The following is a 12,628-nucleotide window of genomic DNA, read 5'->3' on the forward strand; positions in this document are numbered from 1 at the left end:
CGCCACGTGTCATGAAGAGGTGAGTGATGACCGTTCAGCGCGGGCGCGGTGGCGGTACCACTGGTAGGCGAGGATCGCGCAGACCAAGCCGTTGACCATGCCGACCAGGACGTCGGAGATGTGGTGGGCCCCGCGGTAGAGTCGCGCGGTGCCCACGAGGAACGGGATGACGGCACACCCGGTCATGAGCAGGCGCCGCAGCCACGGTCGCTCGATGCGGGCCGAGGCCATCATCAGCAGCGAGAAGTAGAGCGCGGTGGCCGCGCCCGTGTGGCCGCTGGGGTAGCTCGACGTCGGCGGGGACGCGTCCATGGGGATCGCCGGCGGTCGCTGGCGCCCGACCGCCAGGGTCAGGAACAGGAAGATCGTCGCCTGCAACGAGATCGCGATGAGCGGCACCACCGACCAACGCCACTCCCGGGTGCGCCACCAGATGATGGCGACGGCGATCAGGCAGACCCCGATCACGACCTCCGTGTTGCCGAACCGTGAGCAGACCCAGCTGATCGGGTCCCAGAAGTCGGTGCGGTTGCGGTTGAACGCGTCGGTGATCTTGTCCTCCGCGTCGTCCACGGCGTCGAGCGGCCCGTTGAGGAGCAGCCCCACGCCGGCGAGCAGGGCGAAGAGGACTACGCCGGGTGCGACGGCCCTGACGAGGAGGTCGCTGACGTCTTGCCGATGAATCCGAGCCATGAGGAGAACGTAATGCCTACACCGAGGACGTAGCCCGCCAACACGTCGGACGGGAAGTGCACCCCGAGAAAGATCCGGTCCAGGCCCACGGCCAGCGCAAACACTGCCGCGAGCGCGATCGAGACGCGGTGGCCAACAGTGCCGAGCAGCGGCCAGAGCAGGAAGATGACCACGGTCGACACGACCGCGACGTTGAACGCGTGGCCGGACGGGAACGAGAAGCCCGGCGAGTGCGAGATCGGGTCGTCGACGACCGGACGGGCCCGGCCGGCGAGCGCCTTGGCCAGCAGGCCGACGTTCCAGGCCACCATCATCGTGACGAACGCCCAGACGGCCCGGCCGCGCAGGTCCTTGGCGAACCACGCCCACAGGCACAGGCCGGTGGCCAGGATGTACAGCAGGAACGGCTGGCTGATCCCCTGGAGCGCGATGAGGGTGTCGCCGAGTCCGTGCCGGCGGGTGAAGCCGGTCGCGCTCCGGATCAGGTCGTTGTCGAGCCGGATCAGCGGGTCGAACTTCTGCCGCACCGCGAACCCGAGCAGCAGCACCGGCACCACGAACAGCACCATCGCCAGCGCACCACGGACCAGCCGCTTGGTGCGTGACCCTCGGGGCGGGGCGACCGTGCCGGCGGCCATCAGTCGACCGACCCGACCCGCACGACGAGGGCTCCGGGGACCACCTCGGCGGAGATGGCCCTGGCCTTGCCGAGGGTGTCGCCGTCGATCTGGACCTCCTGCGGGCGGTCGGCCCGGATCTTCATCGAAGGGCTCGTGTAGTGGTCGACGATCTGGTGCCCCTTGCGCTTGCGGGTGGCCAGTCGGGCCGCGACGGCGGCCCAGCCGGCGACACCCTTGGGCGAGAGGATGACCATGTCGAGCTGGCCGTCGTCGACCTCAGCCTCGGGCATGAGGACGAGGCCGCCGAGCAGCTTGCCGCAGTTGCCGATGACCACGGTGCGCGCGCGGCGGCTGAACTCCTCCTGGTCCTCGACCTTGACCCGCACCTTGAACTGCGGGCCGCGCAGGTTGCGGGTGCCCGAGACGACGTATGCCGCGGGGCCCACCTTCGCCTTCAGCTTCTCCGGGGCGTCGGCCATGATCGCGGCGTCGAAGCCGAGCCCGGCCATCACGAGGAAGACGTGGGTGGCGGGGGTCTGGTCCTCACCGGAGGTGTCCATGGTCAGGCGGCCGACGTCGACGCGCTTGTTCTGGCCGGTCAGGGCCACCCGCAGGGCGTCGTCGAGGTCGTCGACCGGCAGGTCGAGGTTGCGGGCGAGCAGGTTGCCGGTGCCGCCCGGCAGCAGGCCCATCGGCACCTCGCTGCCGACCATCGCCTCGGCGACCGCGCGCACCGTGCCGTCACCGCCGAGCGGGCAGACCAGGTCCACGCCCTCGTCGAGGGCCTGCTTGGCCTGTCCCGTGCCAGGGTCGCGCTCGGTGGTGAGGATGAAGAGCGGCTCGGCCCAGCCATGGCTGGTCGACTGCTCGGTGATCCGACGACGCACCGCCGCCACGTCGTCGAACTTGGTGGGGTTGACGATGATCGCGGCGCGACGGGTGGGGGATTCGGACACGGTGCCCTCCGGGCGGAAGTCGTTGCGGTGCGGGCGGCGCCCCCACCGGCGGCCACGGTGGGCACCTCCGACAGTGCGCACCCGCATTCCGGCCCACCCGGCGATGCCGAGGGCGAGGATGACGACGAGCACGATCGCCCCGAGGGCGACCCAGCCGGAATGTTCGCGAAGCACGGGCCGACGCTACCCCACGGTCGGGTCGCATCCGCACAGGTCAGAGCGCCTCCAGACCATGGGACGTCCGGGTGATCGGCAGGATCGGCGCGGTGCTTGGCGCCCGTGCCCCTCGGCGGGTGGGACGGCCCGCCCTACCGTGGTCGCCATGGCCGACCAGCACGCCGATGCCGACGCGATCGTCCCCGACACCAAGGACTGGACCTGGACCCTCCAGCGCCCCTGCCCCGACTGTGGGTTCGACGCCCGCACCGTGGCGGCAGAGGACATCGCCCCGACCACCCTCGCGTCGACCTCGCCGTGGACCGCGGTCCTCGCCCGGACGGACGCCGCGCAGCGTCCGTCGCCGAACGTGTGGTCACCCCTCGAGTACGCCTGCCACGTCCGCGACGTCTGCCGTGTCTTCGACGGTCGGGTCACGTTGATGCTCGACGAGGACGGACCGCGGTTCGCCAACTGGGACCAGGACGAGACGGCGGTGGCGGACCGCTACGGGGAGCAGGACCCGGCGGTCGTCGGCCCCGAGCTGCAGGAGGCCGCGGCCACCGTGGCCGCCCGGTTCGCCGGGGTCCGCGACGGCCAGTGGGGCCGGACCGGACTGCGCAGCGACGGCTCCGAGTTCACCGTGCTGACGCTCGGGCAGTACTTCCTGCACGACCTCGCCCACCACCTGGTGGACGTGCGCGCCTGAGCCGCGCAGGCGGCATACCCATCAGGCTTTCTGCGGGTGTCCCGTCAGCGCGGCGGCGCCGCCCATGACGAGGAAGATGCTCCCCGACACGTACTTCTGGCGCCGGACCGCGCGTGGGTGCCTGGCCAGCCACTGGCCGATCGACCCCGCACTGAGCGCGTAGACGCTGTCGAAGACCGCGCCGATCGCGACGAAGATCGCGCCCAGCACCAGCACCTGGGACCAGATCGGGCCCGACTCGCGGTGCAGGAACTGCGGGAAGAAGGCGACGAAGAAGACCGCCGTCTTGGGGTTGGAGATGCCCACGAGGAAGGCGTCGCCGAACGCGCGGCGGGAGTGCGTGACGGGCGCGCGGTCGAGGGCGAAATGCCCCTTGCTGCGGAACTCCTTGATCGCCAACCAGACGAGGTACGCCGCGCCGGCGTACTTCACGATCGCGAAGGCCAGGACCGAGGAGCTGATCACCGCGGACAGGCCGAACGCGGTCGCGACCACCATCACCGCGGTCGCGGTCTCGATGCCGGCCATCGAGGCGACGGCCAGTCGGCGACTGCCCTGGCCGATGCCTCGGGAGATGAGGAACAGCATCGCCGGACCGGGCAGCAGGATGAGGGCGGTCGCCGCAAGGGCGAACGACGCGAGGGTGGGCATGGACGGCATACCGCAAGGATCGCGCCCCGAAACGTTCTCGGGCAACACGTTTCAGGGTGTGGTCAGACCGCGAGATGACGGCGGGTGAGGGCGGCCGCCTGCTCCACGATCTCGATGCCCTGGGCATGGGAGGTCGCCTTCTGGCTGAGGATCGCCAGCCTCAGGTCGAGGGAGCTGCTGGTGATCCGGCCGATGCTGTTGACGATCCAGCGCTTGCCGAGGGTCGACCGCGGGAGCCAGCCGTTCTTGAGGTAGACCCGCTCGGTGCCGTGGGCCGCCGCGCTGACTCCCCACTTCTGCTCGGCGATCACGCCCTCCATGAGGTCGTGCAGCACGCTCCCTGAGTCGGCGTCGAGGGGCGAGGCAGTCGTCCCCGCGCCGCTGATCGCGCCCACGATCCGCAGCTGGTCGCGGGCCGAGGTGCGGGTCAGCCCCCAGCTGTAGTCGAAGCACTGCGTGGTGCGCAGGCCGAAGCGCTGGTTGGCGGCCGCCATCCCCGAGGCGAGCCCGACCTGGCGGAAGAGGGTCCACGCCGACTCGTGGTCGCTGCGCCGGATCATGGCGTCGGCGACGGCGAGCTGGCTGGACGACGGGCGCGCGCCCCGGTCCTGCAGCTGGAGCAGCAGGGTGGCCAGGATGTCGGCCTTCGCGATGCTCGCCGTCTCGATCGCGGTGTCGGCGCCCCACGCGAAGCTGCGGCCGGACCGCCGCTCGGCGGCGGCGACGCCGAGGTCCACGCCGTACCTGCGGGACAACGCCGACAGCTCCTCGCGCAGGTCGTCGAGGCTGGGCGCGGCGCGGGTGGCCTTGGTGGTGGCCCTCGTCGTCGCCTTCGTCGTGGGGCTGGTCGTGGTCGTCGTGGCCGTGGTGGCGGCGCTGGTGGTCGGCGCCGTGGTGCTGGGGGTGACCGGCACAGTCGGCGACGGCTGCGGGCCGGCGGCGGGCTCCCCGGCGCAGGCCGCGGCGGCGCCGAGGGGCGCCACGGTCAGCAGGTACCGCCGCGTGAGCATGCAGGCATTGTGACCCGTGACCGCGCCCAGTGGCCCGTTCACCGCTCGATAGGCTTGCCCGGTGATCGACATCAAGCTCCTGCGTGAGGACCCCGACCGCGTCCGCGCCAGCCAGCGCGCCCGCGGTGAGGACGAGGGGATCGTCGACGCGATCCTCGCCGCCGAGCAGACGCACCGCTCCTCCCTCACCGAGTTCGAGCAGCTGCGGGCGCAGCAGAAGTCGATGGGCAAGCAGGTCGCCCAGGCCCAGGGTGACGAGAAGCAGGCGCTGCTCGTCCAGACCAAGGACCTGTCCGCGCGGGTCAAGCAGCTGCAGGCCGACGCCGATGCCGCGCAGGCCCAGCTGGGCGGGCTGATCCGCCAGATCGGCAACATCGTCGAGGAGGGCGTGCCCGTCGGTGGCGAGGACGACTACACCGTGCTCGAGACCGTCGGGTCGGTGCCGGAGTTCGACTTCGAGCCGCGCGACCACCTCGCGCTCGGGGAGTCGCTCGCGGCGATCGACATGGAGCGGGGCGCCAAGGTCGGGGGGTCCCGCTTCTACTTCCTCACCGGTGTCGGTGCCCGGCTCGAGCTCGCGCTGCTGAACATGGGCATCGCCCAGGCCGTCGAGCACGGGTTCACCCCGATGATCACGCCCACGCTGGTCAAGACCGACGTCATGGCCGGCGCCGGCTTCATCGACAAGCACGCCGACGAGGTCTACCGCCTCGAGGCCGACGACCTGTTCCTCACCGGCACCTCCGAGGTGGCGCTCGCCGGCTACCACGCCGACGAGATCCTCGACCTCTCCGCCGGACCGAAGCGGTATGCCGGGTGGTCGGCCTGCTACCGCCGCGAGGCCGGGTCGCACGGCAAGGACACCCGCGGCATCATCCGCGTCCACCAGTTCCACAAGGTCGAGATGTTCACCTACTGCCGGGTCGAGGACGCGGCTGCCGAGCACCAGCGGCTGCTGGGCTGGGAGAAGGAGATGCTCGCCAAGATCGAGGTGCCCTACCGCGTCATCGACACGGCTGCGGGCGATCTCGGTGGCCCGGCGGCGCGCAAGTTCGACTGCGAGGCGTGGGTCCCGACCCAGGGCCGCTACCGCGAGCTCACCTCCACCTCGAACTGCACGACCTACCAGGCTCGCCGGCTCAACACCCGGGAGCGCGACCCCAACGGCCAGGGCACCCGCGCCGTCGCGACGCTCAACGGCACGCTCGCCACGACCCGGTGGATGGTCGCGATCCTGGAGAACCACCAGCAGGCCGACGGCTCGGTCGTCGTGCCCAAGGCGCTGCAGCCGTTCCTCGGCCTCGAGGTCCTCAAGCCGGTCTAGCTCCGTTGTTCGGAAGATCCGCCGGGTCATGGCACGGCTCATCTTCCGAACTAGTGGCACAGCGGGGGTAGCGTCGGCCGGGTGAGCGATCGCCAGCTGCCCAAGTGGTCCGAGCTCAAGCCGCTGCTGCGACCCAAGCCGGTCGAGCTCAACGCGAAGAAGCGACGGCTGGCGGCGGCGCTCACGATCGCCGACCTGCGGGCGGTGGCCAAGCGCCGGACCCCGCGCTCGGTGTTCGACTACACCGACGGCGCGGCCGAGTCCGAGCAGAGCCTCCAACGCGCCCGGGCGACCTTCCGCGACCTGACCTTCCAGCCGTCGGTGCTGCAGGACGTGGGCGACATCGACACCACGACGACGGTGCTCGGGAAGCCATCGGCGCAGCCCTTCGGGTTCGGCCCGACCGGCTTCACCCGGATGATGCACCACGAGGGTGAGCGTGCCGTGGTCCGCGTGGCCGAGCGGGTCGGCATCCCCTACGGCCTCTCGACCCTGGGCACCACCGACGTCGAGGGCGTGGCCGAGGCGTCACCCGGCGCCCGCAAGTGGTTCCAGCTCTACGTCTGGCGGGACCACGCACCGGCCGAGGACCTGATGGCCCGGGCCAAGGCGGCCGGCTTCGAGGCGCTCATCCTCACCGTCGACGTGCCCGTCGCGGGGGTGCGGCTGCGCGACGTGCGCAACGGCTTCAACATCCCGCCGGCGCTCTCGGCCAAGACCGTGCTCGACGGGGCGATGCACCCGAACTGGTGGGTCAACTTCCTCACCACCGAGCCGCTGCGGTTCGCCAGCCTGGACCGCTGGGACGGCACCGTCGCCGAGATGATGAACGCCCTGTTCGACCCGACCATGACGCTCAAGGACCTCGACTGGGTGCGCTCCACCTGGGACGGCCCGCTCATCGTCAAGGGGATCCAGACCGTCGACGACGCGCGGCGGATGTTCGGTGCCGGCGCCGATGCGATCGTGCTGTCGAACCACGGCGGTCGGCAGCTCGACAAGGCGCCGGTCCCCGTCCGCCTCGTCCCCGACGTGCGCGACGCCCTCGGTGACGGCCCGGAGGTGATGGTCGACACCGGGGTGATGTCGGGGGCGGACGTCGTCGCCGCGATGGCGCTGGGCGCCAGCTCGGTGCTGGTCGGTCGCGCCTACCTCTACGGCCTGATGGCCGGCGGTGAGGCCGGGGTCGAGCGCGCGGCCCATATCCTCAGCACCGAGGTACGCCGCACCATGGCCCTGCTCGGCGCGCGCCGCATCGCGGACCTGGGGCCACAACACGTCCGCCTTCCGTAGGCTCGTCACATGAACTCCAGGCTCGCGGCATGACCGTTCCCCAGCAGGCGGGCCCGCCGCACCTCGTCGGGCTCGACCTCGACGGCACGACGATCAACCACGCCGGCGAGCTGTCACCTGCGGTCCGTGACGCCGTCCACGACGTGCTCGCCGCCGGTCACCACGTCATCATCGCGACCGGCCGCTCGATCGTCGCGACGACCACGATCATGGCCGAGCTGGGCATCGTGACCGGGTATGCCGTGTGCTCCAACGGGGCGGTGACCATCGAGCTGGATGCCCGGGAGGACACCGGCTTCCGGATCATCGATGCCGTCACGTTCGACCCTGCCCCCGCCCTCAACCTGCTCCGCGCCGAGTGGCCCGACGCGGTCGTCGCGGTAGAGGAGCTGGGCGTCGGGTTCAAGCTCAGCGCGCCCTTCCCCGACGGCGAGCTCCAGGGTGAGCTGCGCGTCGTGCCGTGGGACGAGCTGGTCGCCGACCCGGTGACCCGTGTGACGTTCCGTGCACCGAACGGCACGGCGGAGGACTTCCTCGCGCTCACCGAGCGGATCGGCCTGCACGGCGTGAACTACGCGGTCGGCTTCTCGGCCTGGCTCGACCTCAATCCCGAGGGCGTCTCCAAGGGCTCCGCCCTCGAGCTCCTGCGCCGCCGGCTGGAGGTCGAGCCGCAATACACCCTGGCCGTCGGCGACCAGCGCAACGACGTCGAGATGTTGCACTGGGCGGCCCGCGGTGTGGCGATGGGCAACGCCCCCGACTCGGTGAAGGAGATCGCCGACGAGGTGACCCTCACGGTCGACGAGGACGGCCTGGTGCCGGTGCTGCGCTCGCTGCTCTGAGTCTTCTACCTGCATTGAGTCTTCCCCCTGCATTGCGTCTTCCACCTGCATTGAGCGCACTGCCCGCCTCGACTGCACCACCCTCCGGTGACTGGCTGACCCGGTAGCCGGTGATCCAGTCCTGCGCCTTGTCGGTCACCAGGTAGCGGAAGACGACCCGCATCATCGCCTCCTGTGGCACCCGACCGATCCGCCCCGGGAGCTTGGAGCTGCTCGAGCGCGCCCCGACCGCGACGACCTTCTCCACCCGGTGCCGTCGCGCAGCGACGAACGAGTCGTATGCCGCCGGCACGTCGGACTCGGCCGCGAGGCACCCCGCGAGCACCACGGCGTCCTCGAGGGCGAGGGACACCCCTTGGCCCGAGCTCGGTGACGGCGCATGTGCCGCGTCCCCGACCAGCACGAGGCGGCCGCGGTGCCAGGTCGCCACGTGGCCGAGGTCGTAGGTGTTGTCTCCGGCGAGCTCCAGCTCACCCGACTCGATCAGCGCGCGGGCCGGTCCCGCGTCGTCGGCCACGAGGTCGGCAAGCCGCCCCCGCCACTCGTCCAGGGAGGTGTCGGCGCGCTCGGCTCGGCTGATCTCCGCCTCGGGCACGTTGACGAACCACACGACGTCGTCGGCCGGGGTGCGGTGGAGCCCGACGAACGCGTGGCGGCCGAAGGTGAACTGCCAGCCGTCGCCCGGCAGGTCCCGCGCGAGCGGAGTCTTGCGAGTGATGCCACCGAAGTTGGTCAGCCCGACGTACCGCGCCGCAGGGGCCTCGGGGTCGACCGCCATCCGGACCGCCGAGTGGACACCGGAGGCACCCACGAGCAGGTCGCCCTCGACGGTGCTCCCGTCCTGGAGGACGGCGACCGCACGCTCCCCTTCGCTGCGCACGGAGGTGACCTTGGCGGCATACCTGACCTCGATGCCGCGGCGCGCGGCCTCGTCCATCAGCGCGCGGGTGAGGTGGGGCCGCTTCATCGTGCGGGCGGGTGTGCCGTCGGCCAGGGGCGTGCCGAGGGTGATCGAGCCGAGCAGCCTTCCGGTGGCCCCCAGCATCGTGCTGCGCCGCGAGGGGAAGCCGAGGTGGCGCACGAGATCGAGGCAGCCGATCGCGGCCAGGGCGTCGAGACCGTTCGGCGCGATGGTGAGGTAGGAGCCCTGCTGCGTGGCGGCTCGGTCGCGCGCCTCGAGGACGACGGCCTCGATGCCCACCTGCTGGAGAGCCATGGCGGTGGCGGGTCCGGCCACTCCACCTCCGACGACGACAGCCTTCATGGTGCTAGCCTTTCTTACGACAATCGGATAGTTCGATAATCGAAAGGATTGCACGCGTGGCACGAACCCGTCAAGCAGCCATCGAGCAGGCCGGGAGGGCGATGCAGCGCTACCAGCGCAGCGTCCAGTCCTTCGACGACGCGGTGGGCCGGGCGCTTGGGCTCGGTCCCGCGGACATGCGGTGCCTCGACATCCTCAGCGAGGGTCCGCGCACGGCCGGCGAGCTGAGCGCAGCGACGGGGCTGCGGCCCGCAGCCACCACGGCGCTGATCGACCGGCTCGTCGCCAAGGGATTCGTGGCGCGACAGCCGAGCGAGACCGACCGGCGCCAGGTGCTCGTGGCCATGACGGAGGACGGTGCCCGACGCACGTGGGAGGCCTACGGCCCGATGGTCTCCGAGGGTCAGCAGGCGTTCGCGTCCTTCACCATCGCGGAGTTGGAGCGGATGCGCGACCTGCTCGACGGCGTCACCGAGCTGACCGAGCGGCACCGCGGCAGGGTCGAGCGCGGCTCAGCCTGACGCGGGCCGCTCCACCTGACCTGGCGGCTCAGCGGGACTGGAGCGCGTCCAGTGCGACCGCCATGCCCAGCCCGACCCGCCAGTCGAGCTGCCACCCGTTGCTGGCCTGCGGCATGTGGATGTCGTAGCGGTCGCGCAGGCTGCGCTTGCGCTCCGACGACAGCACGACACTGCCGTCACCGGTGGTGAAGTCGAAGTGGAAGAGGAACGGCAGCGGGATGTCGCCCACGACCGGGAGGAAGTCCCAGACCCGGCGCAGGATCGCGATGTTCCGGTTGCGCTCGGTGCCGAAGGCCTCGAGCCCGTCGGGGGTGCCGAGGTGCCACGACGAGCGCAGCAGCGACTTGCCGAAGTCCTTGCGGAACCAGCCGATCGGCGCACCGGTCGCGTCGAAGACGTCGTAGGTGGCACCGAGGTCCATCCGCGTGCGGGCCTTGAACGAGAAGACCGGCTGGGTGCGAGCCTCGTCCGAGTAGAACGTGACCTGCTCCTTGAACGCCATCCGCTTCTGCTGTGCGACGGCGATGACCGGACCCTCGACGCCGGACCCGTCCACCGACCGGATCTCGTAGCGGTTGACCATCATCGTGATCTTCTGGCGCAGGGAGTAGCGCTCCGTGACAGCGGGTTGGCTCATGGCGGACAGTGTGCCGCATCGCTGACAGACTGGGCCCGCCATGGCTGACCTGATCATCACCTCGCCGTCGAACCCGCGCCTCAAGGCGCTCGCCGCGCTGCGCCGTCGGCGCACCCGTGAGGAGACGGGGCGGACGCTGATCGAGGGTTTCGAGGAGCTGACCCTCGCGCTCGGGGCCGGGGTGCTCCCCGAGGCGCTGTACTACTGCCCCGAGCTGATGCTCGACCCGACCAGCCAGGAGCGGGTCGTCGACGAGGCGCGGCGCGACGGGGTGGAGACCGTGCAGGTGTCGCGGACTGCGTTCGAGCGGGCCGCCTACCGCGAGGGCCCGGACGGCTTCATCGCCGTGGTGCCCTCGGTGGTGCGGTCGTGCCGCGAGCTGACCGTGGGTCCGAGCGCCCTGACCGTCCTCTGCCAGGGCGTGGAGAAGCCGGGCAACCTCGGGGCGATGCTGCGCACCGCCGATGCCGCCGGCGCGGAGGCGGTGGTCGCCGCCGATCCGGTCACCGACTGGGGGAACCCGAACCTGGTCCGCGCCTCCAAGGGGACCGTGTTCAGCGTGCCCGTCGCGAGCGACTCGACGGCCGAGACCCTGGCCTGGCTGGACGCGAACGGCATCGCCCTCGTCGCCACCACCCCGGATACCGACCTGCTGCACACCGACGTCGACTACACCGGCCCGGTCGCCATCGCGGTGGGGGCCGAGAAGTACGGCCTGACTGACGAGGTGCTGGCGCACGCGGCATACAAGGTCCGGATCCCGATGGTGGGCAAGGCGAACTCGCTCAACGTCGCGACCTCGGCCGCCATCGTGATCTACGAGGCGGTGCGCCAGCGGGGAGCCGCCGCGCCCGCCTCGGCTCCCTGAAGCCTCACTGACCACACCCGTGTCAGGAGCACTCCCTGACGTATGTCACGATGTCGGGTATGCGAGTTGACCACGTTTCGTATGCGGCAGAGCACGACGGACTGCAGGCGACCGCGGAGCGCCTCGCCAAGCTGATCGGGGTCGACCCGGTCGATGGGGGCATCCACCCGCGGTTCGGCACGCGCAACGTGATCCTGCCGTTGGCGCACGAGCGCTACGTCGAGGTCGTCGAGGTGCTCGACCACCCGGCGTCCGACAAGGCGCCGTTCGGGCAGGCCGTCCGTGCTCGGTCCGAGGCCGGCGGAGGCTGGCTCGGCTGGTGCATCGCGGTCGACGACCTCGCGCCGCTCGAGATCCGCATCGGCCGCGAAGCCGTCCCTGGCAACCGGTACCGCCCCGACGGCGTCGAGCTGCGCTGGCGCCAGCTGGGGATCAAGGGCCTGATGTCCGACCCGCAGCTGCCCTACTTCGTGCAGTGGGAAGACGTCTCGCTGCACCCGTCGACGGCGGCCATGACCACCGTCACGATCGACAGCCTGCAGATCGCCGGCGACCCCGCCCGGGTGCGCGACTGGCTGGGCCTGCCGCCCGACGAGACGTCCTCGGTCATCGACTTCACCTTCGTCGCCCCCCGCGGCACCCCCGGCCTCCTCGCGGTCACCTTCGACACGCCTGAGGGCAAGGTCACCGTCTGACCTGCTCGTCCCCGACGCCCCGACTGGTCAGACCGGGTCGGTGAACGAGATCGGCGTGCCGGTGGCGTGCGCGTAGGCGATCTCCCTGCTCGTCGACTCACCGATGTACCCACCGGGGTTGACGACCAGGACCCGGTCAGCCAGGTCGATCTTGCGCAGGTGGAGGGCGTCCACCGCGGTCCTCTGCTCGTGGGTGATCACCTCGCCTGCTTCGCCCGGCGCGACGACGATGACGCCTGCGAGGGTCAGCTCACGGTTTGCCGCACGCATCTCGTCCACGAACCGGGTCGAGCCGCAGATGCAGACGATCTCAGGTCGGTCGGGCACCGATCAGTCCTTCGGTCGAACGGGAACGTCAGGGTGCACCTTGCCAGACGGCCAAGAGCGGT

15 protein-coding genes are annotated in these 12,628 nt (G+C 71.0%); 7 read left to right on the plus strand and 8 right to left on the minus strand.

The window, feature by feature from the left end; all coding sequences use genetic code 11:
• Positions 1-9: 9 nt before the first annotated feature.
• Genes AC1DWJ_RS04315 through AC1DWJ_RS04325 form a run of 3 tightly spaced genes read right to left on the minus strand, consistent with a single transcriptional unit; the run spans position 10 to position 2,443 of the window.
• Positions 10-693: a phosphatase PAP2 family protein gene (locus tag AC1DWJ_RS04315; RefSeq protein WP_457254330.1), complete on the minus strand. Its 684-nt coding sequence runs from the start codon at positions 691-693 to the stop codon at positions 10-12.
• On the minus strand, positions 630-1,331 hold the full coding sequence (locus tag AC1DWJ_RS04320; protein WP_457254329.1) for a phosphatase PAP2 family protein: 702 nt from the start codon (positions 1,329-1,331) through the stop codon (positions 630-632). The genes AC1DWJ_RS04315 and AC1DWJ_RS04320 overlap by 64 nt, the downstream gene beginning before the upstream one ends.
• Entirely contained in the window at positions 1,331-2,443 is a 1,113-nt protein-coding gene (locus AC1DWJ_RS04325) for a diacylglycerol/lipid kinase family protein (protein WP_457254327.1), read from the minus strand. Before AC1DWJ_RS04325 ends, AC1DWJ_RS04320 begins: the two co-directional genes overlap by 1 nt.
• A gap of 148 nt (positions 2,444-2,591) precedes the next feature.
• Between AC1DWJ_RS04325 and AC1DWJ_RS04330 the strand changes: the two genes are divergently transcribed.
• On the plus strand, positions 2,592-3,134 hold the full coding sequence (locus tag AC1DWJ_RS04330; protein WP_457254326.1) for a DinB family protein: 543 nt from the start codon (positions 2,592-2,594) through the stop codon (positions 3,132-3,134).
• 21 nt (positions 3,135-3,155) lie between these two features.
• Here the strand turns inward: AC1DWJ_RS04330 and AC1DWJ_RS04335 are convergent, their stop codons facing one another.
• Positions 3,156-3,794, minus strand: a complete 639-nt coding sequence (locus AC1DWJ_RS04335) for a LysE family translocator (protein ID WP_457254325.1) — start codon at positions 3,792-3,794, stop codon at positions 3,156-3,158.
• 53 nt (positions 3,795-3,847) lie between these two features.
• A complete protein-coding gene (locus tag AC1DWJ_RS04340) occupies positions 3,848-4,795 on the minus strand; it encodes a serine hydrolase (protein ID WP_477620064.1) in 948 nt (315 codons plus the stop codon).
• Positions 4,796-4,856: 61 nt separating this feature from the next.
• Here AC1DWJ_RS04340 and serS point away from each other — a divergent pair, with 61 nt between their 5' ends.
• From serS to AC1DWJ_RS04355, 3 genes are all read left to right on the plus strand, one after another.
• Positions 4,857-6,119 carry a serine--tRNA ligase gene (serS, locus tag AC1DWJ_RS04345; protein WP_477620065.1) on the plus strand — a complete coding sequence of 421 codons (1,263 nt, stop codon included), beginning with the start codon at positions 4,857-4,859 and terminating at the stop codon, positions 6,117-6,119.
• Between the two features lie 81 nt (positions 6,120-6,200).
• Positions 6,201-7,412: an alpha-hydroxy acid oxidase gene (locus tag AC1DWJ_RS04350; RefSeq protein WP_477620066.1), complete on the plus strand. Its 1,212-nt coding sequence runs from the start codon at positions 6,201-6,203 to the stop codon at positions 7,410-7,412.
• A 29-nt stretch (positions 7,413-7,441) separates the two neighbouring features.
• Entirely contained in the window at positions 7,442-8,254 is an 813-nt protein-coding gene (locus AC1DWJ_RS04355; protein WP_457254321.1) for an HAD family hydrolase, read from the plus strand.
• Here AC1DWJ_RS04355 and AC1DWJ_RS04360 read toward each other — a convergent pair.
• Entirely contained in the window at positions 8,205-9,518 is a 1,314-nt protein-coding gene (locus AC1DWJ_RS04360) for an FAD-dependent monooxygenase (RefSeq protein ID WP_457254320.1), read from the minus strand. The genes AC1DWJ_RS04355 and AC1DWJ_RS04360 overlap by 50 nt on opposite strands.
• Before the next feature lie 56 nt (positions 9,519-9,574).
• Here AC1DWJ_RS04360 and AC1DWJ_RS04365 point away from each other — a divergent pair, with 56 nt between their 5' ends.
• Positions 9,575-10,039, plus strand: a complete 465-nt coding sequence (locus AC1DWJ_RS04365; RefSeq protein WP_457254319.1) for a MarR family winged helix-turn-helix transcriptional regulator — start codon at positions 9,575-9,577, stop codon at positions 10,037-10,039.
• A gap of 28 nt (positions 10,040-10,067) precedes the next feature.
• Here the strand turns inward: AC1DWJ_RS04365 and AC1DWJ_RS04370 are convergent, their stop codons facing one another.
• Positions 10,068-10,676, minus strand: a complete 609-nt coding sequence (locus tag AC1DWJ_RS04370) for an LURP-one-related family protein (RefSeq protein ID WP_477620067.1) — start codon at positions 10,674-10,676, stop codon at positions 10,068-10,070.
• Positions 10,677-10,716: 40 nt separating this feature from the next.
• Here AC1DWJ_RS04370 and AC1DWJ_RS04375 point away from each other — a divergent pair, with 40 nt between their 5' ends.
• Both AC1DWJ_RS04375 and AC1DWJ_RS04380 read left to right on the plus strand, forming a co-directional pair.
• Positions 10,717-11,544, plus strand: coding sequence for an RNA methyltransferase (locus tag AC1DWJ_RS04375; RefSeq protein WP_457254317.1), 828 nt, complete (start codon positions 10,717-10,719; stop codon positions 11,542-11,544).
• Positions 11,545-11,603: 59 nt separating this feature from the next.
• Positions 11,604-12,239: a VOC family protein gene (locus tag AC1DWJ_RS04380; protein WP_457254316.1), complete on the plus strand. Its 636-nt coding sequence runs from the start codon at positions 11,604-11,606 to the stop codon at positions 12,237-12,239.
• Positions 12,240-12,266: 27 nt separating this feature from the next.
• Here the strand turns inward: AC1DWJ_RS04380 and AC1DWJ_RS04385 are convergent, their stop codons facing one another.
• The gene (locus AC1DWJ_RS04385; protein WP_477620068.1) at positions 12,267-12,566 is read right to left on the minus strand and encodes a hypothetical protein; all 300 of its coding nucleotides are present in this window, start codon (positions 12,564-12,566) and stop codon (positions 12,267-12,269) included.
• Positions 12,567-12,628 lie beyond the last annotated feature (62 nt).

The sequence above is a fragment of the Pedococcus sp. P2_D7 genome (assembly GCF_056404295.1).

Excerpts from the sequence above, each read along its gene's own strand:
- AC1DWJ_RS04315 (WP_457254330.1), bottom strand. The coding sequence starts at position 693 with ATGGCTCGGATTCATCGGCAAGACGTCAGCGACCTCCTCGTCAGGGCC.
- AC1DWJ_RS04320 (WP_457254329.1), bottom strand. The coding sequence starts at position 1,331 with ATGGCCGCCGGCACGGTCGCCCCGCCCCGAGGGTCACGCACCAAGCGG.
- AC1DWJ_RS04330 (WP_457254326.1), top strand. The coding sequence starts at position 2,592 with ATGGCCGACCAGCACGCCGATGCCGACGCGATCGTCCCCGACACCAAG.
- AC1DWJ_RS04335 (WP_457254325.1), bottom strand. The coding sequence starts at position 3,794 with ATGCCGTCCATGCCCACCCTCGCGTCGTTCGCCCTTGCGGCGACCGCC.
- AC1DWJ_RS04340 (WP_477620064.1), bottom strand. The coding sequence starts at position 4,795 with ATGCTCACGCGGCGGTACCTGCTGACCGTGGCGCCCCTCGGCGCCGCC.
- AC1DWJ_RS04355 (WP_457254321.1), top strand. The coding sequence starts at position 7,442 with ATGACCGTTCCCCAGCAGGCGGGCCCGCCGCACCTCGTCGGGCTCGAC.
- AC1DWJ_RS04360 (WP_457254320.1), bottom strand. The coding sequence starts at position 9,518 with ATGAAGGCTGTCGTCGTCGGAGGTGGAGTGGCCGGACCCGCCACCGCC.
- AC1DWJ_RS04370 (WP_477620067.1), bottom strand. The coding sequence starts at position 10,676 with ATGAGCCAACCCGCTGTCACGGAGCGCTACTCCCTGCGCCAGAAGATC.
- AC1DWJ_RS04375 (WP_457254317.1), top strand. The coding sequence starts at position 10,717 with ATGGCTGACCTGATCATCACCTCGCCGTCGAACCCGCGCCTCAAGGCG.
- AC1DWJ_RS04380 (WP_457254316.1), top strand. The coding sequence starts at position 11,604 with ATGCGAGTTGACCACGTTTCGTATGCGGCAGAGCACGACGGACTGCAG.